This is a genomic window from Microbacterium sp. NPDC091662, from assembly GCF_044756705.1.
Classification (GTDB): domain Bacteria; phylum Actinomycetota; class Actinomycetes; order Actinomycetales; family Microbacteriaceae; genus Microbacterium.
Genome location: NZ_JBIVTM010000002.1, coordinates 44,258 through 69,508 on the forward strand (window position 1 = coordinate 44,258; position 25,251 = coordinate 69,508).

The 25,251-nt window shown below is 69.3% G+C and carries 22 protein-coding genes; 13 read left to right on the forward strand and 9 right to left on the reverse strand.

Annotation, left to right across the window (positions count from 1 at the left end):
- The first annotated feature begins 67 nt into the window (after positions 1 to 67).
- The 6 genes from ACIQLD_RS13600 (at position 68) to ACIQLD_RS13625 (ending at position 8,474) form a co-directional block, all read left to right on the forward strand.
- On the forward strand, positions 68 to 3,052 hold the full coding sequence (locus ACIQLD_RS13600) for a DUF5107 domain-containing protein (RefSeq protein ID WP_402608656.1): 2,985 nt from the start codon (positions 68 to 70) through the stop codon (positions 3,050 to 3,052).
- Between the two features lie 4 nt (positions 3,053 to 3,056).
- Positions 3,057 to 3,986, forward strand: a complete 930-nt coding sequence (locus tag ACIQLD_RS13605; RefSeq protein WP_402608658.1) for an aldose 1-epimerase family protein — start codon at positions 3,057 to 3,059, stop codon at positions 3,984 to 3,986.
- A 145-nt stretch (positions 3,987 to 4,131) separates the two neighbouring features.
- Complete coding sequence (locus ACIQLD_RS13610) at positions 4,132 to 5,094, forward strand: carbohydrate ABC transporter permease (RefSeq protein ID WP_402608660.1); 963 nt, start codon at positions 4,132 to 4,134, stop codon at positions 5,092 to 5,094.
- A 9-nt stretch (positions 5,095 to 5,103) separates the two neighbouring features.
- A complete protein-coding gene (locus ACIQLD_RS13615; RefSeq protein WP_402608662.1) occupies positions 5,104 to 6,015 on the forward strand; it encodes a carbohydrate ABC transporter permease in 912 nt (303 codons plus the stop codon).
- Between the two features lie 39 nt (positions 6,016 to 6,054).
- Positions 6,055 to 7,410, forward strand: coding sequence for an ABC transporter substrate-binding protein (locus ACIQLD_RS13620; RefSeq protein WP_402608664.1), 1,356 nt, complete (start codon positions 6,055 to 6,057; stop codon positions 7,408 to 7,410).
- A 74-nt stretch (positions 7,411 to 7,484) separates the two neighbouring features.
- On the forward strand, positions 7,485 to 8,474 hold the full coding sequence (locus tag ACIQLD_RS13625) for an NAD-dependent epimerase/dehydratase family protein (protein ID WP_402608666.1): 990 nt from the start codon (positions 7,485 to 7,487) through the stop codon (positions 8,472 to 8,474).
- Positions 8,475 to 8,480: 6 nt separating this feature from the next.
- Here ACIQLD_RS13625 and ACIQLD_RS13630 read toward each other — a convergent pair whose 3' ends face one another.
- Positions 8,481 to 9,380, reverse strand: a complete 900-nt coding sequence (locus ACIQLD_RS13630) for an AraC family transcriptional regulator (RefSeq protein ID WP_402608668.1) — start codon at positions 9,378 to 9,380, stop codon at positions 8,481 to 8,483.
- Between the two features lie 108 nt (positions 9,381 to 9,488).
- Here ACIQLD_RS13630 and ACIQLD_RS13635 point away from each other — a divergent pair, with 108 nt between their 5' ends.
- Positions 9,489 to 11,648 (forward strand): alpha-galactosidase, encoded by a 2,160-nt coding sequence (locus tag ACIQLD_RS13635; RefSeq protein WP_402608670.1) that lies wholly within the window; start codon positions 9,489 to 9,491, stop codon positions 11,646 to 11,648.
- 36 nt (positions 11,649 to 11,684) lie between these two features.
- On the opposite strand, the gene ACIQLD_RS13640 is transcribed toward ACIQLD_RS13635, so the two are convergent.
- On the reverse strand, positions 11,685 to 12,023 hold the full coding sequence (locus ACIQLD_RS13640; RefSeq protein ID WP_402608671.1) for a winged helix-turn-helix transcriptional regulator: 339 nt from the start codon (positions 12,021 to 12,023) through the stop codon (positions 11,685 to 11,687).
- Positions 12,024 to 12,100: 77 nt separating this feature from the next.
- Between ACIQLD_RS13640 and ACIQLD_RS13645 the strand changes: the two genes are divergently transcribed.
- Positions 12,101 to 12,757, forward strand: coding sequence for an FMN-dependent NADH-azoreductase (locus ACIQLD_RS13645; protein WP_402608673.1), 657 nt, complete (start codon positions 12,101 to 12,103; stop codon positions 12,755 to 12,757).
- A gap of 280 nt (positions 12,758 to 13,037) precedes the next feature.
- Here the strand turns inward: ACIQLD_RS13645 and ACIQLD_RS13650 are convergent, their stop codons facing one another.
- Positions 13,038 to 14,120 (reverse strand): sensor histidine kinase, encoded by a 1,083-nt coding sequence (locus tag ACIQLD_RS13650; RefSeq protein WP_402608675.1) that lies wholly within the window; start codon positions 14,118 to 14,120, stop codon positions 13,038 to 13,040.
- Positions 14,121 to 14,130: 10 nt separating this feature from the next.
- On the reverse strand, positions 14,131 to 14,802 hold the full coding sequence (locus ACIQLD_RS13655) for a response regulator transcription factor (protein ID WP_021198371.1): 672 nt from the start codon (positions 14,800 to 14,802) through the stop codon (positions 14,131 to 14,133).
- Positions 14,803 to 14,889: 87 nt separating this feature from the next.
- Here ACIQLD_RS13655 and ACIQLD_RS13660 point away from each other — a divergent pair, with 87 nt between their 5' ends.
- Genes ACIQLD_RS13660 through ACIQLD_RS13680 form a run of 5 tightly spaced genes read left to right on the forward strand, consistent with a single transcriptional unit; the run spans position 14,890 to position 19,133 of the window.
- On the forward strand, positions 14,890 to 15,558 hold the full coding sequence (locus ACIQLD_RS13660; protein ID WP_402608677.1) for a M15 family metallopeptidase: 669 nt from the start codon (positions 14,890 to 14,892) through the stop codon (positions 15,556 to 15,558).
- Positions 15,555 to 16,679, forward strand: a complete 1,125-nt coding sequence (gene alr, locus ACIQLD_RS13665) for an alanine racemase (RefSeq protein WP_402608679.1) — start codon at positions 15,555 to 15,557, stop codon at positions 16,677 to 16,679. Before ACIQLD_RS13660 ends, alr begins: the two co-directional genes overlap by 4 nt.
- On the forward strand, positions 16,676 to 17,626 hold the full coding sequence (locus ACIQLD_RS13670; RefSeq protein WP_402608681.1) for a D-alanine--D-alanine ligase: 951 nt from the start codon (positions 16,676 to 16,678) through the stop codon (positions 17,624 to 17,626). Before alr ends, ACIQLD_RS13670 begins: the two co-directional genes overlap by 4 nt.
- On the forward strand, positions 17,623 to 18,690 hold the full coding sequence (locus ACIQLD_RS13675) for an acyltransferase family protein (RefSeq protein WP_402608683.1): 1,068 nt from the start codon (positions 17,623 to 17,625) through the stop codon (positions 18,688 to 18,690). Before ACIQLD_RS13670 ends, ACIQLD_RS13675 begins: the two co-directional genes overlap by 4 nt.
- Positions 18,691 to 18,743: 53 nt before the next feature.
- Positions 18,744 to 19,133, forward strand: coding sequence for a VOC family protein (locus ACIQLD_RS13680; protein ID WP_402608685.1), 390 nt, complete (start codon positions 18,744 to 18,746; stop codon positions 19,131 to 19,133).
- Positions 19,134 to 19,200: 67 nt separating this feature from the next.
- Here ACIQLD_RS13680 and ACIQLD_RS13685 read toward each other — a convergent pair whose 3' ends face one another.
- Genes ACIQLD_RS13685 through ACIQLD_RS13705 form a run of 5 tightly spaced genes read right to left on the reverse strand, consistent with a single transcriptional unit; the run spans position 19,201 to position 25,146 of the window.
- The gene (locus ACIQLD_RS13685) at positions 19,201 to 20,217 is read right to left on the reverse strand and encodes an ABC transporter substrate-binding protein (RefSeq protein WP_402608687.1); all 1,017 of its coding nucleotides are present in this window, start codon (positions 20,215 to 20,217) and stop codon (positions 19,201 to 19,203) included.
- A 54-nt stretch (positions 20,218 to 20,271) separates the two neighbouring features.
- Positions 20,272 to 21,051, reverse strand: a complete 780-nt coding sequence (locus tag ACIQLD_RS13690; RefSeq protein ID WP_402608689.1) for an ABC transporter ATP-binding protein — start codon at positions 21,049 to 21,051, stop codon at positions 20,272 to 20,274.
- On the reverse strand, positions 21,048 to 22,193 hold the full coding sequence (locus tag ACIQLD_RS13695) for a FecCD family ABC transporter permease (RefSeq protein ID WP_402608691.1): 1,146 nt from the start codon (positions 22,191 to 22,193) through the stop codon (positions 21,048 to 21,050). Before ACIQLD_RS13695 ends, ACIQLD_RS13690 begins: the two co-directional genes overlap by 4 nt.
- Entirely contained in the window at positions 22,190 to 23,944 is a 1,755-nt protein-coding gene (locus ACIQLD_RS13700) for a prolyl oligopeptidase family serine peptidase (protein WP_402608693.1), read from the reverse strand. Before ACIQLD_RS13700 ends, ACIQLD_RS13695 begins: the two co-directional genes overlap by 4 nt.
- Complete coding sequence (locus ACIQLD_RS13705) at positions 23,941 to 25,146, reverse strand: hypothetical protein (protein WP_402608695.1); 1,206 nt, start codon at positions 25,144 to 25,146, stop codon at positions 23,941 to 23,943. The genes ACIQLD_RS13700 and ACIQLD_RS13705 overlap by 4 nt, the downstream gene beginning before the upstream one ends.
- Positions 25,147 to 25,251 lie beyond the last annotated feature (105 nt).

Sequence of the window (25,251 nt, forward strand, 5' to 3'; positions counted from 1 at the left end):
CCTAGTCTCGAGATGACCGCACCGGCGATTCCCGCCGGTGCTGCCGATCAGACAAGGACGTTCCGCCATGGCCACCTCATCTCCAGTGTCGAAGACGAACGCCGTGATGGATTCGAAGGCGACGGACACGGGGGAGCCGCGGGAGCGGATCACTCTCCCCGACGCTCCGCACGAGCAGGCTGTCCGGCTCGAGGCAGGGGAGGCCGTCGCCTGGAGCGAGGCCCTGCGCATCCTGACCTATGCCGCCGGGGAACCCAGCCGCTACCCCATGTACCTCGACCAGCGCGTCTATCAGGGATCCAGCGGGAAGATCTATCCGCTGCCGTTCACCGAGCACGTCGACGAGGAGGCGGAGCCTCGCGACTGGCAGGCGGTGCACATCGAGAACCGCTACGTGCGGCTGGTCATCCTGCCCGAGCTCGGCGGACGCATCCACATCGGGTTCGACAAGACCACCGGTTACGACTTCTTCTACCGGAACAACGTCATCAAGCCCGCCCTGGTCGGGCTCGGAGGACCGTGGATCAGCGGCGGGGTCGAGTTCAACTGGCCGCAGCACCACCGCCCGGCCACCTACCTTCCCGTCGAGACCAGCATCGAGCACGAGGACGACGGTTCGGTGACGGTCTGGTGTCACGATCATGACCCCTTCGCCCGCATGTCGGCCCAGCACGGCATCCGCCTGCGCCCTGACAGCACGGTCGTCGAGCTGCGGGTGCGCCTGCACAACCGCACGATGGAGCGTCAGACGTTCCTGTGGTGGGCGAACGTCGCCGCCTTCGTCCACGACGACTATCAGTCGTTCTTCCCGGAAGACGTCCGCTACGTCGCCGACCACGCCCGTCGTGCCCTCACCGCTTTCCCCGAGGCCGATCGTCCCTACTACGGAGTGGACTACCCTGCCTTGGCCGCGGAGCGGTCGGGAGCCGACCGCATCGACTGGTACCGCAACATCCCGGTGCCCACGTCGTACATGATCGTCGACTCGGCACAGGACTACTTCGGCGGTTACGACCACGCGGCAGGTGCCGGCTTCGTGCACTGGGCCGAGCGCCGCATCTCTCCCGGCAAGAAGCAGTGGACCTGGGGTGACGCGCCGTTCGGCCGTGCCTGGGATGCCCAGCTCACCGATGACGACGGCCCGTACGTCGAGCTCATGGCAGGTGTGTACACCGACAACCAGCCCGACTTCAGCTGGTTGCTGCCGGGGGAGACCAAGACGTTCAGCCAGTACTGGTTCCCGATCCCCGCGATCGGCGTGGCCCACCAGGCGACGACGGATGCGGCGGTCCATGTCGACCGGGGCGTCCTCACCCGCGCCGTCGCCGCCGTCACCTCCCCGCAGCGGGGCGCGACCCTCGCCATCCTGCGCCACGGCGAGACCGTCTCCACCCGGCGCGCCGACCTCGCGCCCGGTGTGCCGTTCGAACTCCAGGCCGAGATCTCCGGTCCGGGTCTCGCCGTCGAGCTGCGGGCGGCGGATGGGAGCATCCTGGTGCGCTGGGAGGCCGTGGATGAGACGGATGACGAAGAGCCCTGGGTCGCAGAGGAGCCGCCGGCACCCGAGGCCATCGAGTCCGTCGAAGAACTGTTCCTGACCGGCCTCCACCTGAGCCAGTACCGCCATCCGACACGTTCGCCCCTGCCATACTGGCGTGCCGCGCTCGAGATCGACCCCGACGATGCGCGCACCAACCTCGCACTCGCCGACTGGGAGTATCGGCGCGGGCGCCCTGTCACCGCGCTCGAGCGGGTCGATCGCGCCCTGGCACGGATCACCCGCCGCAACGCCAATCCGCAGGACGCGGAGGCGTTCTACATGCGGGGACTGATCCTGGAGCGTCTGGGGCGGACTTCCGAGGCCGAGCAGGCCTGGGGAAAGGCCGGGTGGGATGCGACGTGGTCGGCTGCTGCCGGGTTCGCGCTCGCCCGCTCGCACGCGAGGCATGGTCGTGATCGCGCGGCATTGCGGGTGATCGAGAGCATCGACGGCGTGGTCGCTCACGACGCCAGACGCATCGCACTGCACGTGATCGTGCTCCGCCGCCTCGGGCGCGACGACGCCGCACACGCCCTGCTCGCGGACGCGCTGATGTCGGATCCGCTCGACACGACACTGCGCATCCTCGCCGGAGACCTGTCGGCGGATGATCCAGGTCTCCTCTTCGACGCCGCGCTGGATCTGCGGGCCGCGGGCGAAGACGGCATCGCGCTCGAACTGCTCGGCCGCATCGCCGAGCTGCCGTTCGACGGGCGCGGGAACTGGAGGCCGCTCGCCCATTACCTCGTCTCGAGCATCCTGGATCGAGCGGGAAGCGCGGACGATGCCGCGCGCGCCAGAGCCCAGGCGCGGACTCAGGACCTCACGTGGGCGTTCCCCGCCGGGCTCGATGCGCTCGAGATCCTCGACGAGGCGGTCCGCGCAGAGCCTGCGGATGCGACCGCTCGGCACCTCCGCGGGATGCTGCTGTACGGTCACGGTCGCCGCCTCGACGCGGCAGAGGATTGGGACCGGGCGATGGCCGCCGGATCGGAGCATCCTGTGCTCCTGCGCAACGCCGCGCTGGCGGCGTACAACATCCGGCACGACGATGATCGGGCCTGGGCGCTCTATGGGCGGGCCGTCGAACTCGCCCCGGACGATGCGCGCCTCCTCTACGAACAGGACCAACTCGCCGAACGCCTCGGGCATCCGGAGCGCGAGCGGCTGTCGCGGCTGCGATCGGTCGTGACGGCCGTGCTCACCCGCGACGATCTCACGATCTCCTACCTCGCGCTGCTCATCGACGCGGGGGAAGCCGAGGAAGCCCTGCGCATCCTCACCGAACGGTCCTTCCACCCCTGGGAGGGTGGCGAAGGGCAGGCGCTCGGGGTGTGGGACGCGGCACACCGGGCGCTGGGGCTCGCGCAGACCGATCCGCCGGCCTCCCTCGGCGAGACGCGCTCGCCGTACACTCCGCCAGTCGCCAGGGATGACGCGGGTGTGACCGACTACTTCGCCACGAGTCTGCCCGAGCTCCTGCTCTTCGCCCGAGAACAGCCGGAGGGCTGAGCGGGTGGCGCGGACACCGCTCAGCGGCGAGCAGTGCATCCTGCAGGCATTCGGGTATCGGGCGGAGATCGCGACCGTCGGTGCGACCGTCCGTGGGTTGAGCCACGAGGGGCGAGAACTGGTCGCCGGTTTCGATGCCGACCGGGTGCGTCCGGCGATGCGCGGAGCCCTGCTCGTGCCCTGGCCCAACCGCGTCGCCGACGGCAGGTACGCGTTCCAGGGCGAGATCCATCGTCTGCCCCTCGACGAGCCGGAGACCGGCACGGCCGTGCACGGACTCGTCGCGTGGTCGTCGTTCCTCGCCACCGAGGTCGACGCCGAGAGCATCACCTTGGAGACGACGCTCGAACCGCGGCCCGGCTACCCGTGGCGGCTGCGGGTGCGCGCCGTGTTCCGACTCGAGCCCGGCGGGCTGCGGCAGGAGATCAGGGTGCACAACGATTCCGATCGGGCTGCTCCGGTGGGCATCGGCGGTCATCCCTATCTGCTTGCCGGGCCCGCCGGGGACGGCGCGATCGACGGCTGGGAGCTCGAGGTCGACGCCGCGGAGGTGCTGCTGACGTCGCGGCAGCGGATGCTCCCCGAAGGCCTGGTCGCGGTGGACGAGCACCCCGAGCTGGACTTCCGCATCCCGCATCGGATCGGACGGACGCGGTTCAACAACTCCTACACCGGTTGGCGACGCTCGCCCGAAGGCACCGCCGCGGTCGAGCTGCGGGGACCCGACGGGTCGGGCGTGAGAATAGCCTGGGATCGCCGCTGCGACTGGGCGCACCTCTACAGCTCCGATGAGCCGGTGGACGGCATCCGACGCATGGCGCTCGCTGTCGAGCCGATGACCTGTCCGCCCGACGCGTTGAACTCCGGTCGCGGTCTGCTCACGGTCGACCCCGGCCGGAGCACGGATGCCGGCTGGCTCCTCGGCGCGCTCTGACCTCTCCTGTCCATCATCGTTATGTCTAGGTTTCCCATGAAATGCTTCCTGTTGCACCGGAAAACGCCGCCTTACGTTAGTGAAATGTTCATCGACGAACGCTCAGCTCAACGATCAGAGCGCACCTCCCGGAAAGCGGCCCGCCATGGCCGTTGACGTCGCTCCGCTCGTCGCCGCACCCGAGACGCGCGAGACCCGCGAACCTCGAGGCAAGCGCGCCAGACCGTCGCTCTCGGCGGCGCACCGCGGTGACGCGAAGATGGCGTGGCTGCTGATCTCTCCCGCCCTCCTCGGGTTCCTCGTCTTCGCCGTCTACCCCACGCTGCGCGGGATCTATCTCAGCTTCACCGACTTCCGTGTGCTCGGTGACGCCAACTGGATCGGCGGCGCGAACTTCGTGCGCATGATGAGCGACGAGGTGTTCTGGAACTCCCTCCGGGTGACGATCTACTACGTCCTGCTCTCGGCGGGCGGCGTGATCCTGCTCTCCCTCGTGACAGCGGTGATACTGCACCGCCTGACGACCTCGACCACGATCCGCAGCGTCATCATCATCCCCTTCCTCGTGTCCAACATCGTCGCCGGTGTGATCTGGACCTGGATGATGGACTCCCAGCTCGGCATCGCGAACGAACTGCTCGAGGCCATCGGCATCCCGCGCATCCAGTTCTTCACGGATCCGGCGTGGGCCATCCCCGCGTTGGCGGCCATCACGGTCTGGAAGGGACTGGGGTACACGACGATCCTCCTCTTCGTCGGACTCCAGGCGATCCCCGTCCAGGTGTACGAAGCCGGTCGGCTGGACGGGGCGAGCGAGTTCCAGATGTTCCGGCGCATCACCATCCCGCTGTTGCGACCGGTGCTCGCCATGGTCGTCATCCTCACCATCATCAACTGCTTCCAGATCTTCGACCTGGTCCAGGTGACGACGAAGGGCGGGCCGGAGAACTCCACCAACGTGCTGCAGAACTACATCTACAGCAAGGCATTCGGGCAGTTCGACTTCGGCTACGCGTCGGCGATCTCCCTCGGACTGTTCCTGATCATGCTCGTCATCACCTTCGTGCAGATGCGCCTGTCGCGCATCAACGAGTCGGACACGGACTAAGGGGTAGCCATGACCACCACGCACATCGAACGTCGGCGGCGTCGTCCGTTCAGCATCGGCCGCGCGGCCGGCTGGACCTACCTCAGCATCGTGCTGATCGTCACGATCTTCCCGTTCTACTGGATCCTGCGCACCGCGCTGTCGAACAACAAGGCGCTCGCCGCCGACCCGAGCTCGCTGCTGCCCGTCGACTTCACCGTCGAGGCCTTCCGGCGCGTTCTGGGCTTCGCGACACTCGCCGAGGCCCAGGCGCAGGGCGGCAACGTCGCCGGCTTCGACATCGGCATCTACATGCGCAACTCCGTGATCTACGCCGGGATATCGACCGTCCTCGTCGTGCTGTTCTCCGCCCTCGCCGCCTACGCGTTCTCCCGGCTCGAATGGCGGGGGCGCAACCTGGTCTTCGGCATGCTGATGGTCGCGCTGATGGTGCCGGGGATCATGACGCTGCTGCCCAACTTCGTCTTCATCAAGCAGCTCGGCCTCGTCAACACCTTCGCGGGACTGATCCTGCCCGGGGCGCTCTTCTCGGCATTCAACATCTTCTTCCTGCGTCAGTTCTTCCTCGGCATCAGTCGCGAGGTCGAGGAAGCGGCGATCATCGACGGCGCCGGGCGCCTGCGCGTCATGTTCCGCATCATCATGCCGATGGCGCAGGGGCCGATCGTGACGCTTCTCATCCTCGGCTTCATCGGCGCGTGGAACGACTACTTCTGGCCGCTGCTCGTCTCCACGTCCGGTGACGAAGTGCGACCGCTGACCCTCGCGCTGGCGGTGTTCCGTCAATCCGCGCCGGGGACGGCGACCGACTGGGCGGGGCTGATGGCCGCCGCGCTGATCGCCGCCCTGCCGATGTTCCTCATCTTCCTGATCTTCGGACGCCGCATCGTCAATTCGATCGGCTTCTCCGGCGTCCGCTGACCCCCGCACCGACATCCACCGCAAACGAAGGAACCAGAGATGATGACACGATCCACCTTCATGAAGGGCGCATTGATCACGGCGACGGCGTCGTTGCTCGTGCCGCTCGCCGCCTGCTCCACGGACGCCGGCGGCGAGGCCGGAGGGAAGGTCCCGATCCAGTGGTGGACCTGGGACCAGGGCCAGTCGCTGTCGTACGAGAAGTGCGCCGACGCGTTCAACGAGGCGAACCCCGACATCGACGTCACGGTCTCGTACTACAACTGGAACGACTACTGGACCAAGCTCACCGCCGGCTTCGTGGCCGGCGACGCCCCCGATACGTTCATGAATCACGCGAACTACTTCCCCGAGTACGTCTCGCAGGGCCAGCTGCTCGCACTCGACGATCTGATCGCCTCGAGCGATTTCGATCTCGATCGCTTCAGCGTCGGGGTCGACACGTGGACGTACACCGACGGCAAGCACTACGGCCTCCCGAAGGACTGGGCGACCGAGGTCTGGTACTACAACGAGGATGCCGTCGCCGATGCGGGCCTCACCGCCGAGGACATGCAGAACATGACGTGGGCACCGGACGGCAGCGGCACGTTCGGTGAGATCGTGAAGAAGCTCACGGTGGACGCGAACGGCGTGCACGGTGACCAGCCCGGCTTCGATAAGGACAACGTTGCCGTCTACGGTCTGATGCCGATGGGTCTGCAGGGCAACAACGGACAGGACAGCTGGAGCGGCTTCCTCTCGACGACCGGCTGGACGCTGGGCGACGAGAAGAACTGGCCGACGCGCTTCCAGTACGACGAGGACGTGTTCAAGGAATCCCTCGACTGGATCCGCAGCCTGAGCGCGGACGGCTTCAGCCCGAAGAACGGGGCGTTCACGACGGAGATCGCCGACTGGCTCGGTTCCGGCAAGATCGCCATGGCAGGCAGCCACACCGCGAACCTCGGCTCCCTGACCAGCATCGACGGGGTGAACATCTCGTTCGCCCCGACCGTGATCGGCGAGGACGGCGAGCGCAGCTCGCTCACCAACTCGAACGGCGACTCGATCTGGGCAGGGACGAAGCACCCCGATGAGGCGTGGAAGTGGGTCTCGTACCTCGGCTCCACCGATTGCCAGAGCCTGGCAGGCGAGGACGGCACGTTCTTCCCGTCGATCCCGGAGTCGATGAAGGTCACCCAGGAGGCGATGAAGGCGAAGGACATCGACGTCGCCCCGCTGGTCGAGCTCGTCGAGAGCGGACAGACGTTCACGACCCCCGTGTTCCAGCGCGGCGGCGAGCTCGACGCGACGTTGAAGCCGATGTGGGAGAAGTACTGGAACTTCTCGGCAGACAGCGAGATCTTCGACCAGATGGCAGCGGAGTCCGAGCGGATCCTGGCTCAGCAGTAATCGTCTGGTGTGCGGCGGAGCCCCCGGGTTCCGTCGCACACCGCCCTTTCATCCGGAGCTGATCGGAGCTGCTCATGCCGCTGTCCGTCCTCTACCTCGGCGGGACCGGCGTCATCTCCTCGGCCTGCGTGCGGGCATCGCTCGCGATCGGGCATGAGGTCCATGTCCTCCGCCGAGGGACCGCGGGCTCGCGGGCGCTGCCCGCCGGAGTGATCGAGCACCGCGGTGACGTGCGCGACGAAGAGTCCGTGCGTCGCGCGCTCGGCGGACGGGCCTTCGACGTCGTCGCGGACTTCATCGCGTTCGCCCCCACCCACGTCACCACCGCGCTCGATCTGTTCGGCGCGGACGCCGGGCAGTACGTCTTCATCAGCTCCGCATCGGCGTATCAGAAGCCGGCGGCCATCCTCCCGATCCGGGAATCGACGCCGTTGCGCAACCCCTTCTTCCCTTACTCCCGAGACAAGATTGCGTGCGAGGACGTGCTGGTGCGCGAGTACCGTGCGAGCGGAGCGCCAGTCACGATCGTGCGCCCGTCGTACACCTACGACGAGACGCTCTTCCCCATGGACAGCGGGTGGACGGTCGTCGAGCGGATGCGGGAGGGGAGACCGATCCTGCTCCCCGACGGCGGCCGCCCTTTGTGCACCCTCACGCACGCCGACGATTTCGCGGCGACGTTCGTGAGGTTGCTCGGAGATTCGCGGACGCACGGCGAGAGTTTCCACATCACCGGCGAGGAGGCGATCAGCTGGCGTCAGGCGTTCGACGCGGTCGCGATCGCCGCCGGGGCCGTCGCCGACTACGTCTCCGTGCCATCCGAGGAGATCGCCGTCGTCGACGGCGGATGGGGCGAGATCCTCCTCGGTGACCGCGCGCACTCCTCGATCTTCGACAACAGCAAGGTTCGCTCCCTCGTGCCCCAGCATGCCGCCACCGTGGCCTTCGCAGAGGGCGCCAGGAGGATCGTGGATTGGCACGACCGCACACCGAGCGCCCAGGTGAGAGATATCGATCGCGAGAGGCTGATGGATGAGCTGATCGCGCGCCGCCTCGGGGGCTGATCCGCGTCAGCCGCGGTACGCGCGGGGGCTCACGCCGTGCACCTTCTTGAACTGTCGGGCGAAGTAGAACGCATCCGGGAAGCCGACCTCGGCGGCGATGCTCGCGATCGTCCAGTTCGTGATGTGGAGCAGCTCTCGCGCTCGCGCCATGCGCAGCATGGTGAGATAGCGCAGCACCGGCTGCCCGGTGTGCCGTTTGAACAGGGCGCTGAAATGCGAGGTGCTCAGCGAGACCGATGCGGCGAGGTCGGCGACGCTCAACGGTTCTGCGAGGTGCTCCCGCAGGTACCGCACGCTCTGCTCGATGAGTTCCTCGGTGTCATCGGCCGCGCTGCGGCTGGCCGCCAGGTGGGTGAGCGCGTGCCAGGCTGCGCCGGAAGCGGCGAGGAGGCTCGGCAGAGTCGTGTCCCGTTCGGCCCATTGCAGGATCTCGGCGAGCAGCGTCGCGACGCGATGCGGATCGTGCGGGCGCCGCACGGGGTTCTCTATCGTCATCCCCGCGCGTTCGAGGAAGCGGTTCAGCTCGGGTCCTGCCGCATGGAACCACCACAGTGTCCACGGATCGTCCGCATCGGCGCCGTAGGCGTGCTCGTGGCCGGGAGGAAGCACCAGCACCTGGCCCCGCGACACCGGGAAACGCCCGGTCGCGGTCTCGCACCAACCGGCTCCGTCGACGCAGGCGATCACCACGACCTCGTCGATCGCCTGTGTGCGACGTTTGCCGTGGGAATGAGCGCGGGGGAAGTAGCCGCAGTCGGTCACGATGAGCTGTGGTGTCCCCGGCATGCGGAACACCTCGTTGACCAGGGGGCGGGGGAGGACGAGCATGCGCTGTCCGGGGAACCCGTCGGGGATGAGCACGATCCGAGTATCGACGCAGATCGTCGGAATGTCCATGTCGATCATCGGTTGACGCCTTGGCCCTGGCGGTCCGAGCGCTCTAGCGTTGAAACGTCGCGGGAGATCCGCGGCGGCGAAGATGCCCGGTACGACCCGCGGAACGAGGACTCGAAGATGGCCCCCACAGCACCGCATCACTCAGTGAATGCCGAAGACGTCGTCCACCTGCGTGCCGGCGGGACGAGCGTGGTCGTGCTCCTCTCCGACGGCCGCCTGCCCCGCATCATCCACTGGGGCGAAGACCTCGGTGACCTCCGTGTCGAAGATCTGGTCGCCCTCGCGTCCACGGCGCTCCCCGCCATCGGCGACAGCGCGGTGACGTATCCGCAGCCGGTTCCCGTGCTGGCGCAGCTGCCGGAGGGTTGGATGGGGCGCCCTGGCCTCGTCGCGGATCGCGATGGCGCAGACTGGGCCGCGAAGTTCGCGGTGACCTCCGTCGCGCGCATCGACGATTCCGAAGTGCAGGGAGTGACTGTCTCCGGCGCAGACGCGCAGTACGGCCTCGAACTCGAGATCGAGCTGCAGGTGCTCCACGCCAGTGGTCTCGTGCGCCAGCGTGCACTGCTGCGCAATGGGCGCGAAGAACGGGTGCGCGTCGGGGGGCTCGAGCTCGCGCTCCCCGTTCCGCAGGAGGCGGATGAGGTCATGGACCTGACCGGACGCTGGTCGCTGGAGCGTGTTCCGCAGCGCCGCGCGTTCGACGTGGGCGAATGGGTGCGCACCTCGCGCGGAGGCAAGCCGGGACTCGAGCACACGATGCTCGTCCTTGCCGGGCGCCGTGGGTTCGGGTTCCGCTCGGGTCGCGTCTGGGCCACGCACCTCGGGTGGAGCGGCAACCAGACGCTCGGCGCCGAACGCACCCCCGCGGACGTGCGCCGACTCGTCGCCTCCGAGCTCCTCGTCGCCGACGAGGTGACGCTGGGCCTCGACGACGAGTACGTCACCCCATGGCAGTACGGATCGTGGGGTGACGGCCTGGATGAGCTCGCAGCGCGATTCCATCGTCATCTGCGCGCATCCTCCAACCACCCCCACGGGCCGCGCCCGGTGATCCTCAACACCTGGGAAGCCGTCTACTTCGATCACGATCCCGCCGCGCTCATCGCGCTCGCGGAGCGAGGAGCAGAGGCGGGCGCCGAGAGGTTCGTGGTGGACGACGGCTGGTTCGTCGGTCGTCGTGATGACACGACCTCCCTCGGAGACTGGACGATTGACCGGGAGCGCTGGCCGGATGGCCTCGCCCCGCTCGCGACCAGGGTTCGCGAGCTCGGCATGGACTTCGGTCTGTGGTTCGAGCCCGAGATGGTCAACCTCGACTCCGAGCTCGCCAGGACACATCCAGAGTGGCTCTTCGACGCCGGGCATGGGGCCGGGATGCCCTCCCGCCACCAGCATGTGCTCGATCTGGGGCATCCGGCGGCCGAGGCCTACGTGCTCGAGGCCGTGTCCGCCCTGGTCGCGGAGCTCGACATCGCCTACATCAAATGGGACCACAACCGCTACCTGCTCGATGCAGGGCACACCCCGACCGGCAGGGCCGGCTATCGCGCGCACACTCTCGCCGCCTACCGGGTCATGGACGAATTGCATCGGCGGCATCCGGGGCTCGAGATCGAGTCGTGCGCCTCGGGCGGCGGTCGGATCGATCTCGGAGTGCTCGCGCGCACGCAGCGGGTGTGGCCGAGCGATTGCAACGACCCTCACGAGCGCATGGAGATCCAGCGCTGGACGGGCCTGCTCGTGCCGCCCGAATACCAGGGCACGCACATCGGTGCCGAGCACTCGCACACCACTCACCGCCAGCATCCGCTCTCGTACCGTGGCGAGAAGGCGATCTGGGGCAATCTCGGGGTCGAACTCAATCTCCTCGTCGAAGACGAGCCGAGCCGAGCGGGTGTCGCAGCATGGATCGCGCTCCACAAACGGTTCCGCGCACTGCTGCACGCAGGGGTGAGCGTGCACGCCGACCTCGCCGAGCCGGCCGCACGGCTGGAGGGCGTCGTCGCACCCGACGGCTCCGAGGCGCTCTTCGCGCTCTCGCTGACCGAGCGGCCCCGCACGTCACCGTTGGGCAGGCTCGCGATCCCGGGCCTCGACGACGACCGCATCTACCGTGTGACGCGCATCGCCCCCGACGACGAGCCGCTCGAGGGCGCTCAGCCCCCGTGGCTCGACGGCGCGATCGAACTGTCGGGTCGAGCGCTGCGGGTCGTGGGCGTCGAGATGCCGAACCTCGATCCCGACCGCTCCGTGCTCCTGCATCTGGAGGGCTGACCCGCCGTCCGAGCCTCGGTGGACGAGGCGCCGGATTCAGTGCGCGCGTTCGGCGAGATTCGCCGAGGCCCATCGGCCGAGTTGATCGAGGATCGGCAGCAGCCCCTCGCCGCTGGGCGTGAGTGCGTACGACACGGTGATCGGTGGGCCGGTATCGACGGTGCGGGCGACGAGTCCGGTGTCGGTGAGCTCGGCCAAACGGTCCGAGAGCACGGTGTCGCTGATTCCGGCGACCGCCCGGCGCAACGCGACGAAGGTCGATGGACCGCCGCCGAGCGACGACACGATCATGCCGTTCCATCGCTTTCCGAGCACGCTGAAGGCCAGTGTGACGGCAACGTCGCACACCTGACGTTCTTCGTCGACCTCGGCCATGTCCCTATCCTACCCGTGCTACGTTAACCAGTGTCGCTAAGAAAAACCTAGCGACTACGAAAACGAGAGGTAGGCCCATGTCCCTGTTCCGCCTGGATGCCAGCATCCTTCCCGGGTCGTCCGCCAGTCGCGCGCTCGCCGACCTCGTCGAGGCCGAGTGGACGGCGTCCCACCCCGACTCGACCGTCACCCGCCGCGACCTGGCGAGCGACCCGGTGCCCGCGACGGCCTGGGCGGACGCCGTGACCGGCGGCTTCGTCGACGAGGCCCAGCGCACCCCCGCGCAGAACGACGCCCGTGCTCTCGCCACGCGGTTCGCCGACGAGCTGATCGGCGCCGACGCACTGCTGTTCGCAGTGCCGCTGTACAACTACGGCGTCTCGCAGCACTTCAAGACCTGGTTCGACCTCGCCTACACCGACCCGCGCATCGACCCGACCGGCACCGCATTGAACGGCAAACCCGCCACCCTGGTCACGGTGCTCGGCGGCAACTACGCCCCGGGCTCGCCCAAGGAGGGCTGGGACCACTCGACCGGCTGGCTGCGCCGCGTGCTCGAAGACGTCTGGGGTCTCGACCTGCGCGTCGTGCAGCGTCCGTTCACCCTGGTCGGCGTGAACCCGGCCCTCGACGCCTTCGCCGACACGGCGCGCGAGCTCAAGGAGAACGCCGAGGCCGACGCCCGCACCTACGGCCGCGAGCTCGCCGCGACGCGCGACCCCCGCGTGGCCTGAGTCGAGCGGCATCCGGTTCGTCTTCGGCGTCGCGTCGGGTATCTGGTTCGGGTATTTGGCCGGGCGTCCGGTTCACCCGTCGGAAGGATGCACGGATGTCGGGCGGGAGACCGCCTTCCGGCCCGACATCCGTGAAATCCTCCGACATCTGAACCGGGCGGACCCGAGGGGCGTCGGCCGAGGGGACGTGAACCGGGGTGGACCCGAGGGGCACCGGACCCGGGGCGTGAACGGGAGGACGTGAACGGGATGGCGTGAACCACGACCGACCGGCGTGCGGTCAGGCGGGAGACCCCACCGGGTACGGATGCGGCAGCCACACCGTCACGATCAGGCCGCCGTCCGTGCGCGGCGTGAGCACCAGTGTCCCGCCGTGCGCCTGGGTGATGCGGTCGACGATCGCGAGGCCGAGCCCCGCTCCGGCGTGGTCGTCGCTGCGGGTGCGCTCGGCTCCGCGCTGGAAAGGCTCGACGAGCGTCGCCACACGGTGCGCCGGCAGCAGCTCGCCGGTGTTCTCGACGACCAGCGCGACCGCATGGGGCATGGAGTGCGTGCGCACGGCCACGGCTCCGCCGGACGGCAGGTTGTGCACGATCGCGTTGAGCACGAGGTTCGTCACCAGCTGCGGCAGGAGGGCGGCGGAGCCGAGCACCGGTGCCGGTACGCCGCCCACCTCCACGGCGACGCCGCGACGATCCGCGAGCGGAACGAGCGCCTCGACCGCTCCCTCCGCGAGGAGCGACAGATCCACGATCTCGCGGGTGAACGTCCGTCGGTCGGCGCGGCTGAGCAGCAGCAGCGCTTCGGTGAGGTCGATCGCACGAGTGTTGACCTCCTGCAGGCGGACGATCAGCGCATCGACGTCACGCTCGGGGTCATCGCGTGCGACTTCGAGCAGGGTCTGCGAGATCGCGAGAGGTGTGCGCAGTTCGTGTGAGGCGTTGGCGGCGAATCGCTGCTGTTCCGCGACGTGCGCCTCGAGCTGTTCGAGCATCGAGTCGAAGACGTCGGCGAGGTCGCGGAACTCGTCGCGGGGGCCGGGGAGCGCGATCCGATGGGAGAGCGATCCCTGCGCGGCCAGCCGCGCCGCGTCGCCGATGCGCTCGAGAGGTGCCAGCATCCGTCCGGCGAGCAGCCATCCGCCCCCCAGGCCCAGGGCGAGCAGCACGACCATGACGGTGGAGGCGACCGGCACGAAAGCCCGGATCAGGTCGGAGCGGTTCGGCACGCGGACCTCGAAGTAGGGGATCTGCACGTCCGGCACGTACCGCAGCAGATACAGGGCCACAGCGGCGAGGAGCAGGAGCCCCGACACCAGCACGACAGCCGCATAGCTGAGGGTGAGCTTGAGACGGGCACTCATCCCGCGGCGTCTACGCATCGGCGTCCGTCCCGATCCGGTATCCGACGCCGGGCACCGTCAGGATCAGCCACGGCTCGCCCAGACGCTTGCGCAGCGACGACACCGTGATGCGCACCGCGTTCGTGAAGGGGTCGGCATTCTCGTCCCAGGCGCGCTCCAACAGCTCCTCGGCGCTGACCACTCCGCCGTCGGCGTCGACCAGCACCTCCAGCACTGCGAACTGCTTGCGCGTCAGCGCCACGTAGCGGTCGTCGCGGTACACCTCGCGACGGAAGGGGTCGAGGCGCAGCCCCGCGACCTCGAGCACGGGCGGCCGGCTGCGCTGACGGCGACGGTCGAGGGCACGCAGGCGCAGCACGAGTTCGCGCAGCTCGAACGGCTTCGTGAGATAGTCGTCCGCGCCGATCTCGAAGCCGGTCGCCTTGTCGTCGAGGCGGTCGGCGGCGGTCAGCATCAGGATGGGGATGCCGCTGCCGGAAGCCACGATCCATCGGGCGATGTCGTCCCCGGAAGGGCCCGGCACGTCGCGGTCGAGCACGGCGAGGTCGTAGGAGTTGATGCTCAGCAGTTCGAGGGCGGTGTCGCCGTCGCCGGCGATGTCGGCGGCGATCGCCTCCAGCCGCAGTCCGTCGCGTACCGCCTCGGCGAGGTAGGGCTCGTCCTCGACGATCAGTACACGCATGGCTGCGATCCTACGCAGTGCGGCATATCGGCAGCATATGCAAAAGCGCATACGCCCCGGCAACCGGGCTCCTTCTTCACTGGGAACATGAAGACCCGCGCCATCCCTCATCCACTGCGAGTGCGTCGCCGTCGCCGTGTCGTCGTCTCGCTGATCGCCCTCGCTGCGGCTGTGATCCTCGCGTTCGCGGTGCAGCAGTCGCTGTCCGTGGCGTTCGCCGATGCAGCGCACACGATCCCCTCGCCCGCTCCGACCCCCGCTCCGACCGGAGGTTCCGCCGGCTCGGCGACCGCCCCGACCGAGGCCGACGGCGTGATCCTCGACGACGACAAGCCCACGGTCTTCGAGGCCGACCGGGTCGCCGTCGGCAACCTCGACCCCGCCCTGCTCGCGGCGCTGCAGCGCGCCGCCTCCGACGCCGAGGCCGACGGGGTGACCATGCGTGTGAACAGCGGATGGCGTTCTCCCGCGTTGCAGGAATGGATGCTGCAGGAGGCCATCGTCCAGTACGGATCCGAAGAAGAGGCGCGCCGCTGGGTGGCCACCCCTGAGACCTCGGAGCACGTCACAGGCGATGCGGTCGACCTCGGCCCGTGGGCGGCGCTCGACTGGCTCGCCCAGCGCGGCTCGCGCTACGGCCTCTGCCAGATCTACGCGAACGAGTCGTGGCACTACGAGCTGCGCCCCGACGCCGTCGACGACGGATGCCCCGAGATGCTCGCCGACCCGACCGCCGACCCGAGGACGAAGCGATGACCACTCTTCTCGCCACCGAGCACACGACGTTCTCACGCCTGCACGCGCCGACGCTGTCCACTCTTCCCGGGGCCGTGGCCGAGAACCTGCGCCGCGTGCAGGCCGTGACCGCCGTGCCGATCATGGCCGTGGTCAAGGCCGACGGCTACGGGCATGGAGCCGTCGTCGTGGCGAGAGCCGCGGTCGCCGCCGGAGCCGGATGGCTGGGGGTGACCGACGTCGCCGAGGCGGTCGCGCTCCGCGAGGCCGGGTTCGATGTGCCGATCCTCTCCTGGTTGAACCCGTCGGGGGTCGATGCGGAAGCCGCCGCGGAACACCGCATCGACATCGCTGTCGGCTCTGTCGAAGAGCTGCGTCAACTGATCGCCGATGCCAGGGATACGGTGCGCGTGCACCTGCATCTCGACACCGGCATGGCGCGGGGAGGGTGTCCTCTCGATGACTGGTCCGCGCTGTTCCGGCTGGCGCGTACCGGGCGGGGCAGGATCGAGATCACGGGAGTCATGGGGCATCTGCCGCGTGCCGATGAGGCCGATCCGGCGGTGAACGCGGCAGCGGTGCTCCGGATGCGACAGGGGCGTGACGCCGTGCTGCGCGCAGGACTCGGGCCGGTGCTCGTGCATCTCGCCGCGACGTCCGGAGCGCTGACCGACCCCGCCACGCACTTCGGGATGGTGCGGATCGGGGCGGGACTCGTCGGCATCGACCCGTCGGAGACGACCGCGCTGGTGGGGGCCGCGCGCTGGACGGCGCCGGTCGTGCACAGTGCGCGCGTTCCGGAAGGAACCCCGGTCGGCTACGGAGGAGCCGCGGTGACCGACCGGGAGACGCATCTGGCCGTGATCGGTGTCGGGTACGCCGACGGCATCCCGCGGGAACGGGCAGCGGGGGCCGGCGTGGAGATCGACGGGGTGCGGTATCCGCTCGTCGGGAGGGTGTCGATGGACCAGATCGTGGTCGACACGGGCGGCGTGCTGTTCCCGCGGGGAACGATCGCGACCGTGTTCGGGCCCGAAGGGGGAGCCGTGCCTTCGGTGCAGGAGTGGGCACGCTGGGCGGGAACCATCCCGCACACGATCGTCACCGGAATCGGGCCGCGAGTGCAGAGGAGCGTCGCATGACGACGAAGGTGCTGGTCATCGGCGGCGGGCAGAACGCCGAGCACGAGGTGTCGCTGGCGTCGGCGGCCGCGGTCGCCGCCGCCCTGCGGATGGGCGATCACGAGGTCACGTGCGTGACGATCGACCGTGACGGGATCTGGCGCGTCGAGGGGCGCCCGAACGGGGGCTCGGCCGTCGAGTCGCTCGCCCTCGCCCTTCCGCTGTTCACGCGGACCGACGTGGTCTTCCCCGCGGTGCACGGCGCCCAGGGCGAAGATGGCGCCCTCGCGGCGCTGTGCGCGCTCGCCGGCGTGCGTGTGGTGGGGTCGGGCCTGCGCGCCGGAGCCATCGGCATGGACAAATGGACGACGAAGCTGGTGGCGGATGCCGTCGGGCTGGGCACCGCACGCGGTCGGCTGGTATCGGCGGACGACATCGGAGATGTGGAGTTCGAAGGCGCAGTCGTGGTGAAGCCGGTGTCGGCCGGATCCAGCCACGGTGTGAGCCTCGTGACGCGGGAGGAGGATCTGCTCGCCGCGCTGCACGAGGCCGCGCGCTTCGACCGCCGGATCCTTATCGAAGAGGTCGTGCGGGCGCGCGAGATCGACGTGGCGGTGCTGCGTGAGAAGGGCGGCATCCGTTGGGCGGCTCCGCCCCTCGAGATCCACGCGACGGGACTGTTCGACACGGCTACGAAGTACGACGGCAGCGCGCGGTTCACGGTTCCGGCGCAGCTCGACACCAGTGAGGTGTCTGCCCTCAAGCGGGCGGCGATCGCCGTGTTCGATGCTCTCGGATGCGAGGGAGTCGCGCGGATGGACTTCTTCCTGACCGACCGCGGTCCGGTGCTCAACGAGGTCAACACGATGCCGGGGCTGACAGCGGCATCGCAGGTACCACGGATGTTCGCTGCGGCGGGAGTGACCTACGTCGACCTGGTGGCACGGCTCGTGCGCGCGGCGTCGTGACGGCGGCTCCCGCGCCACGCATCGGATGGCCCGATGTCGCGAAGGGCATCTGCATCATCCTGGTGGTGCTCTGGCATGTCGTGACCAAGCACGCGATCGAGGCTCCGGGTGCGGGTCCGGTCACCGACGCCTGGGCGACGCTGAACGCGCAACTGCTGCCGTTGCGGATACCGCTGTTCTTCCTGGTCTCCGGGATGTTCGCCGCGCGCGCAGTGCTCGCCGACGACGGCAGTTCCTGGCGGCGGCGAGCGGCACGGCTGGCGCTGCTCTACATCGTCTGGGTCGTCATCCAGACGTTCGTGCTCGCTCTGGCGCCCGACTTCGACACGGCTCGGGCGACCAGCGGGTGGGAGCTGCTCGCGCAGCTGACCATCAGCCCGACGAACCTCTGGTACCTGCTCGCGCTCGCGGTGTACCTGGCGATCGGTCGACTGAGCCGCAGGATCCCGGCGGTCGTGGTGCTGCCTGCCGCCTTCGTGATCGCGGCGGTCGCCGGGGCCGGGGTCATCCCCGATCTCGGCAACCTGTGGCAGCTGGTGCAGAACCTGTTCTTCTTCCTCACCGGTCTTCGTCTGCGTGCGCTCGTCGAACGCTTCGCGAAGAATGTCGGGGTGTGGCGTGCCGTCGCGCTCGCCGCCGTGTACGTCGCGGCGCTGGCGGTCGTGGCAGGACTGGCCATCCGTCTACTGCCGGGGGTGTGGCCCGCGCTCGCCGTGATCGCGGTGGCGTTCGGGGTTTCGCTCAGCGTGCTCCTGGACCGTCACGTCGACGTCGTCGCGCGGCCGCTGCGCTGGATCGGACAGCGCACCCTGCCGATCTACGTGCTGCACATGATGCCCCTCGCCTTCATCGATGCGGTCCTGCGGTCGACGGGCGGGAGGACGACGGACGTGGTCGAGGCCATCGCCCCCATCCTCCTCACCGCGATCGTGATCGGGATCTGCCTGGGCGTGCATGCCCTGCTCGTGAGCTGCGGGCTCGGGGCGCTGTTCGATCCGCTGCGGGTGACCGACCGCCTCACGGCCCGGCTGGTGGCTCGCCGGGGAGATGCACGACCCCGATGAAGGGCTCAGAGGAAGGCCTCGACAATCGGCGGAGGACGGCGGATGCTGGAACCATGGCGGCCTTCACAGCGGACAACGCATTCAGCGGATTCAGCGTCGACGACATCGACGCGGCGGAAGAGTTCTACGGCACGGCCCTCGGCCTCGACGTCGAGCGCAACGCGATGGGTTTCCTCGACCTGCGGCTGCCGAGCGGCGGGTCGATCCTCATCTACTCGAAGCCGAACCACACGCCGGCGAGCTTCACGATCCTGAACTTCCCGGTGGCCGATGTCGACGCCGCCGTGGACGAGCTCATCGCCCGGGGGGTGCAGACCAAGATCTACAGCGACGAGGAGTTCCCCTCCGATGAACGCGGCATCGTGCGCGGCAACGGTCGGGGTCCGGACATCGCGTGGTTCCGCGATCCCGCGGGCAACGTGCTCGCGGTGATGCAGGCCTGACAGCGAGCCCGGAGGGTCTGCGCCCCGGAGACCGAGGTCTCCGGGGCGCAGTGCGTACCGACGCGGCTCAGTCGAAGACGGCGTCGGGGTAGAGCCCCTCGGCGATGAGCCGCACAGCCGAGACGTTGCCGAGCGTGCCGGGGAACAGGTCGGTCGATGGCACGGCGATCAGGCGGCCGTCGCGCACGGCGGGCATGTCGGGGAAGGTCGCAGCGAAGTAGGAGCGGACGGCGGCCTCGTGTGCGGGGTCGGACACCGCGAAGACGAGGGCGTCAGGCGCTTCGGCGGCGAGGGATTCCGGGGTGATCTCGGCGGCGAAGAAGTCGGCGAACGCGGGGTCTTCCGGCGTGAAGACGTTGTCGGCACCGGCGCGCTGCAGGATGTCGTACTCGATGCCGGCCCCGATCGCGGTGAGGGTGGTCCCCTCCACGAAGACCTGCGCGACGCGGGGGCGGTCCTGTCCCTCGATGGCCTTGTCCACGGTGGCGAGCTCGGTCTCAGACGACGCGATCAGGTCGTTCGCCTCGTCTTCGACGTGGAAGATCGCGCCGAGGTTCTCCAGGTCGGTGAAGAGGTCGTCGACCGTGCCCTCCATGCGACGGTCGAAGCATCCGCCGGTCGCGGTGTAGGCGGCGACACCGGCGTCTGCGAGCTGCTCGATGCTGGCGAAGCCCTGCTCGGCGGTGAACTCGTAGGTGGTGGGTGAGTACACGAAGTCGGGTTCGACGGCGAGGAGCTCCTCGCGGCTGGGCGGGGAGTCTCCGCCGATGACCGGCACGTCGGCCGCGAGATCGGCGACGTCGGACGGCAGCTTCTGCGCCGTGGCCTGGGCCTGACCGACGAGCGCGTCGGCGAGACCGAGACGCAGCAGCAGTTCGGTCTGCGACGGGTGCATCCCGACGACGGCGGTCGGCGTGGACGGGATCTCGACCGTGCGGCCGCAGTTCTCGATCGTGATCGCCTCACCGGAGGCGGCGGGTGCCGTTCCGTTCGAGACCCCACCGCCGCATGCGGTGAGGGCGATCGCGCCCAGACCGACGGTGACGGCGGCCAGCAGACGGGTGGTTCGGGTACGGGGTGTCATTCGTGTTCTCCTTCGTTGGTGCGGGTAGGGGTATGAGTTCGGATGCCGGGTGGGTCAGCCGCCGACGGGCTGTCGGGGGTGGAAGGTCATCGCCCGCGCGCCGGTGTCGACCTCGATGGCGATGCGGGCGGTGACGTGGAAGACCTCGTCGACGAGCGCCGGGGTGAGCACCGCGTCGGGTGGGCCGAAGGCCACGAGCCTGCCCTGATCGAGCACGGCGACGTCGTCGCAGAACGCCGCAGCGATGTTGAGGTCGTGCAGGGCCGCGATCACGGTGGTTCCGAGTCCGCTCACGACGCGCATCAGGTCGAGCTGGTGGGCGATGTCGAGGTGGTTGGTCGGCTCGTCCAGCACGAGGATCTCGCCGTTCTGGGCGAGCGCGCGGGCGAGCATCACGCGTTGGCGCTGACCGCCCGAGAGTGACCGCACCAGGCGGTCGCCGAGATCATGCACGTCGGCGGTGCGCAGAGCCTCATCGACGATCTGCTGATCCTCTGGGGTGTCCCGGCTGAAGGGCGGGCGATGCGGTGAGCGGCCGACGAGCACGGTCTCCCGCACGGTCAGATCGAACTCGGACGGTGCGTCCTGCAGCATGACCGACACGGTGCGGGCGAGGGCGCGCGGGGCCAGCTGCGAGACGTCGGCGCCATCGATCAGCACGCGACCGTGCCGCGGACGCTGGCCGGTGAAGAGCGCGCGCAGGAGGGTGGATTTGCCGCTGCCATTCGGGCCGAGGAGTCCAACGATGCGTCCGGATCCGACCTCGAGATCGATCCCGTGCAGCACGGTACGGCCGCCGCGCGCGACGCTCACGTCATCGAACAGCACGCTCATCGGTCGAACCCGGCTCGCTCGCCGCCGCTGCGCATCAACCACAGGAAGAAGGGAGCCCCGACGAAGGCGGTGAGAATCCCGAGGGGGATCTCGGTCGGCATCGCGACCGTACGGGCCAGCAGGTCGGCGACCATGAGGAACAGCGCACCGCCGAGGACGGTGATCGGCAGCATCCGCCGATGATCCGAGCCGACCAGGAGTCGAGCCATGTGCGGGACGACGAGTCCGACGAAGCCGATGCCGCCGCTCACGGCGACGATCGCGCCGGTCAGGAGCGAGGCGAGCACGAGCAGCAGGCCGCGCAACCGGGCCGTGCGCACGCCGACGGCCATCGCGGACTCGTCGCCGGCGAGCAGGGCGTTCATCGACCGCGAGAGCCCGAAGACCGCGATGCACGCAATGGCGAGTGCCACCGCCGGGATCAGCAGCGATGACATGTCGGCGGCCGACACACTGCCGAGCAGGAAGAACATCACGCTGACGACGTTCTGGGCATCGGTGGTGAGTGTGAGGTAGCTGGTCACCGCGCTCAACAGGGCTCCCAGGGCGACGCCGGCGAGGATCATGCGGGTCGGAGACAGCTCTCCGCGGATGCGCGCGAGCATGGCCACGAGGATGCAGGCGACCATCGCGCCCACGAAGGCCGCCCCGCTCATGGTGAGACCGAGGAACGTCGCGCCGCCCGAGACGATCACCAGCACGGCGCCGACGCTCGCTCCGGAGGAGACGCCGAGGATGTACGGCTCGGCGAGCGGGTTGCGCACGACCGCCTGCATCATCGCCCCGGCGAGAGCGAGCCCTGCGCCCGAGAGCGCGGCCAGGAGCGACCGCGGCACCCGGAACTGCCACACGGCCTGGTCCTGCAACGGGGTCAGCGTGCCGTCGGACATCCAGGGCAGGCCGGGGACGAGGTGACCGATCACGATCTTCGCGGCGTCGAGGGGAGAGACCGCGACAGGTCCGGTGGCGGCGGAGAACACGAGGACGAGCACAGCGAGCACGGCGATCGTCGTCACGGTCGGACCCACGGGCAGCATCCGCCGACCCCTGCGCCGGTTTCGGGTGCGCCCTCCGCTCCGTCGCCGCAGGGAGGCGAGGCGTCGTCCGCGCCGTGCGGTGAGGATGGCGGTCGGCTCGCTCACAGAGCGGCTCCCGTCGTGACCTCGGCAGCGAAGTCGAGCACCGTGAGGCCCAGTTCGTGGAGGGCGGCGGACTCGTTCGCACCGTGCCCTGTTCCCGCTGCCGTCCACTGTCGGGCAGACCCACCGGCCTTCTGGAGCGCCTCGACCATCCGGTGCGTGTCGCGAGCAAGCACCCGGGTGTCCTCGCCGAGCACGACCCCCAGGTAGGAGGGGATCGGAGACCCGACCGGAAGCGCTTCGGCGCGTGCGAGAGGGGAGAGGGCGCGGAGTCGAGTGCGCGATTCGGGGGTACCGTCGTCGCCGAACTCCGCTCGCCAGCGCGACCCGAGCGGATGATCGTCCAGGGCGAGCAGATCGAGTGGAGCGGCGGTGGTCACGAAGCCTGCCCACAGCTCCGGATGCCCGATCGCACACCTGGCCGCGACGACTCCGCCCAGGGAAGCACCGGCGAGGACGAGCAGATCGGGGCGGGTGATCCCTGCCTCGATGAGCCCGCGTGCGAGGTCGGCGAGGTCGGCGACCGTGCGGCTCTTGCGGGCGCCATGACCCGCCTCGCGCCAGGCTCGCCCGCGCTCTCCACCACCGCGGAGCTGCGCGGAGGCGTAAGCCCCGCCGAACTCGACCCACGCGGGCACTGTGGGTTCGAAGAGCGGCAGGTGGGGCACGCCGAACCCGCCGTAGCAGGTCAGGATCATCGGCAGCGGCCCCTCCGCTCCGCTCGGCGATGTCACGTGGACGGTCAGGATCTCGCCGTCGTCGGCCGGGAAGTCGTAGCGCACGGTGGTGCCCAAGGCGCGTGTGGGGGACGGCACGACGGTCGTGCCTTCCTTCGTGCGCTCGACGATCTGCGGCGGAGTCAGCGGCCCCTCGACGCCCAGTCGCAGCACGCCGTCGTCGACAGCGATCATGGTCGTGGTGACCGCGTCGGCTGCGGACGAGGCAGCATCGGAGCGTTCGATCTCGATGCCGTCGACCAGGTCGATGAGCACGCTGCGCCCGTCCACCACGGCGAGCACGACGACGCGGTCATCATGCACCGCGACATCGACGATCTGCGCGTCGGGGTCGTGCCAGCGCCAGAGCAAGCCGCTCTTCCCTGCGCCGTCGCTCACCGCGCCGTCGCTCGCCAGGGCATCGAGACCGCCCCCGTGCCACACGAGCACTCCGGTGTGCGGATCCACGGTATCGAGCGGGGATGCGCGCAGAAGCGCCGGCCACCGACCCGGTGACGTGCCGGTGGCACGGTCGGTCAGCGTCGTGCCTCGCGACCCCGAGCTGAGGGCGCGCAGGCCGCTCTCCCCGCCGGGGAACAGTCGCAGTCGCGCCTCGGGGTCGAGGGAGACGGTCTGCTGCTGCTCGGTCTCGACATCCAGGGTCACGAGCCTCCGGTCGCGGCTTGCGACCACGTCGAGGCTGCGCGAGTCGGACGCCCAGAGCACGGTGTCGTAGCGCAGGCGGATGTCGGGGTGCAGGCGCAACGTGCCGGCGGCGACGTCGACGATGCCGAAGACGGCGTTCTCGTCGGCGGAGGGTGCCCACTCGACGGCGATGAGACGGCCGTCGGGGGAGGGGAAGATCCGGTGCAGATGACCGTCGGGCTCGATCACGGTCGTGCCGTCGAGGCGATGGATGCCGCGGCGCGAGCGTTCATCCGCTCGGCCCAGCGTGAAGCCGCCGACCGGCAGGCCGGGTCGACCGTGACGCTCTGCGCGGGTGAGGGCGTCGTCGAGCACCGAGCGATGAGCGCTCATCGGCCCACCAGATCGTCGGCGCGGTGGTCGGCGCCGGCCCACAGCAGGTGCCCGCCCTCGTCGAGCGGGGTGGGGAGCTCGATGGTCGAGATGCCGCTGTCGTCGACGAGGTGGATCGTGCCGTCTCCGCCACTGGTGACGGCGATCGTTCCGGTGCCGGGGTCGATCGCGATGGACCGGCGCTGTGCAGGGCGGCCGTCGACGCCGTCCCACGGCAATCGTCCAGCGCGGGGCGGGTGCGTCATCGCCGGGATCGGGGTGATCCGCGCGATGCGCGCGTCCTCGCGATCGATCACGATCACGACATCGCCGTCGGGGTGGATGACGGAGACGGCTGCGACGCCCGTGGCGAGGGCGAAACGGAAGGCGAGCCCCGGCGGCAGCGGCACGATGCGGGAGGCTCCCGACGCGAGGTCGATCTCGACGAAGGTGTTGGTCCACTCCGGCCACGATCCGGGAGAGGCCGGTCCTCCGCGGACGATGCCGGTGGCGCGCCCGGTGTCGCCCGCGAGGCGCAGGTAGTACGCGCGTCCTGCGACGGGCCACGCGACGATGCCGATGGCGCGGGGAACTCCCCCGTCGACGATGAAGCGCTCCAGGCCGCGGCTCGTCGCGATGCCGATGATGCCGGAGGCCTGGTCCATCACGTCGCCGTGTCCGTCTGCGGCGAGGTCGTCGACGACGCGCCCGCGCAGGACCGGTGCGTGCGCTCCGACCGCGAGCGCCGTCGCGAGGGGCAGTGCCTCGACGGCTCCGGGTTCGCGATGGCGGAGCACGATCATCGGCTCTCCTGTGGCCTGATCCGGGGCGACCACGACGCCGGGCTCACCGGTGCGCACGCGGAAGCGCACGGAGGAGTCGGTCGCGAGATCGACGACGGAGACCAGGTCGGTCCAGGCTTCCTCGTTCATGCCCAGACCGGAGGTGACGACCACGTGGCGGCCGCTCGGATCGCAGGCCAGATGCTCCGCCGGGATGGCGATCGGGACGCGTCGTACGGAGTCCGCGTCGCCGATGACCAGCGCACCGCCGCGGTCGTCCGCGAACGCCCAGCGGTCGGATGAACCGGCGGGGAGGTGGAGGAAGCCCGCGTGCTCGGCGAGCCAGCTGTCGGCGACGGCGACACGCCGGGAGCCGTCATGAATCTCGTAGACGACTCCGGCCCGGTGATCAGCGGCGAGGAGGGGGTGGGAGGAAGGCATGTCAGCGATCCTAGTAGATATTGAGAATCATTATCATTTAGGGTCGTCAGTGTTCACACACCGTGGACGCCGCCCCGCACCCCGCGGGGCGGACACCTCACAGAA

Bases quoted from the DNA above. Each gene is read 5' to 3' on its own strand.
- ACIQLD_RS13705 (WP_402608695.1), bottom strand. From the start codon at position 25,146: ATGCCTTCCTCCCACCCCCTCCTCGCCGCTGATCACCGGGCCGGAGTC.
- ACIQLD_RS13630 (WP_402608668.1), bottom strand. From the start codon at position 9,380: ATGATCGACATGGACATTCCGACGATCTGCGTCGATACTCGGATCGTG.
- ACIQLD_RS13700 (WP_402608693.1), bottom strand. From the start codon at position 23,944: ATGAGCGCTCATCGCTCGGTGCTCGACGACGCCCTCACCCGCGCAGAG.
- ACIQLD_RS13600 (WP_402608656.1), top strand. From the start codon at position 68: ATGGCCACCTCATCTCCAGTGTCGAAGACGAACGCCGTGATGGATTCG.
- ACIQLD_RS13615 (WP_402608662.1), top strand. From the start codon at position 5,104: ATGACCACCACGCACATCGAACGTCGGCGGCGTCGTCCGTTCAGCATC.
- ACIQLD_RS13640 (WP_402608671.1), bottom strand. From the start codon at position 12,023: ATGGCCGAGGTCGACGAAGAACGTCAGGTGTGCGACGTTGCCGTCACA.
- ACIQLD_RS13620 (WP_402608664.1), top strand. From the start codon at position 6,055: ATGATGACACGATCCACCTTCATGAAGGGCGCATTGATCACGGCGACG.
- ACIQLD_RS13655 (WP_021198371.1), bottom strand. From the start codon at position 14,802: ATGCGTGTACTGATCGTCGAGGACGAGCCCTACCTCGCCGAGGCGGTA.
- ACIQLD_RS13610 (WP_402608660.1), top strand. From the start codon at position 4,132: ATGGCCGTTGACGTCGCTCCGCTCGTCGCCGCACCCGAGACGCGCGAG.
- ACIQLD_RS13670 (WP_402608681.1), top strand. From the start codon at position 16,676: ATGACGACGAAGGTGCTGGTCATCGGCGGCGGGCAGAACGCCGAGCAC.
- ACIQLD_RS13650 (WP_402608675.1), bottom strand. From the start codon at position 14,120: ATGAGTGCCCGTCTCAAGCTCACCCTCAGCTATGCGGCTGTCGTGCTG.
- ACIQLD_RS13685 (WP_402608687.1), bottom strand. From the start codon at position 20,217: ATGACACCCCGTACCCGAACCACCCGTCTGCTGGCCGCCGTCACCGTC.
- ACIQLD_RS13680 (WP_402608685.1), top strand. From the start codon at position 18,744: ATGGCGGCCTTCACAGCGGACAACGCATTCAGCGGATTCAGCGTCGAC.
- ACIQLD_RS13625 (WP_402608666.1), top strand. From the start codon at position 7,485: ATGCCGCTGTCCGTCCTCTACCTCGGCGGGACCGGCGTCATCTCCTCG.
- ACIQLD_RS13690 (WP_402608689.1), bottom strand. From the start codon at position 21,051: ATGAGCGTGCTGTTCGATGACGTGAGCGTCGCGCGCGGCGGCCGTACC.
- alr (WP_402608679.1), top strand. From the start codon at position 15,555: ATGACCACTCTTCTCGCCACCGAGCACACGACGTTCTCACGCCTGCAC.
- ACIQLD_RS13660 (WP_402608677.1), top strand. From the start codon at position 14,890: ATGAAGACCCGCGCCATCCCTCATCCACTGCGAGTGCGTCGCCGTCGC.
- ACIQLD_RS13645 (WP_402608673.1), top strand. From the start codon at position 12,101: ATGTCCCTGTTCCGCCTGGATGCCAGCATCCTTCCCGGGTCGTCCGCC.
- ACIQLD_RS13635 (WP_402608670.1), top strand. From the start codon at position 9,489: ATGGCCCCCACAGCACCGCATCACTCAGTGAATGCCGAAGACGTCGTC.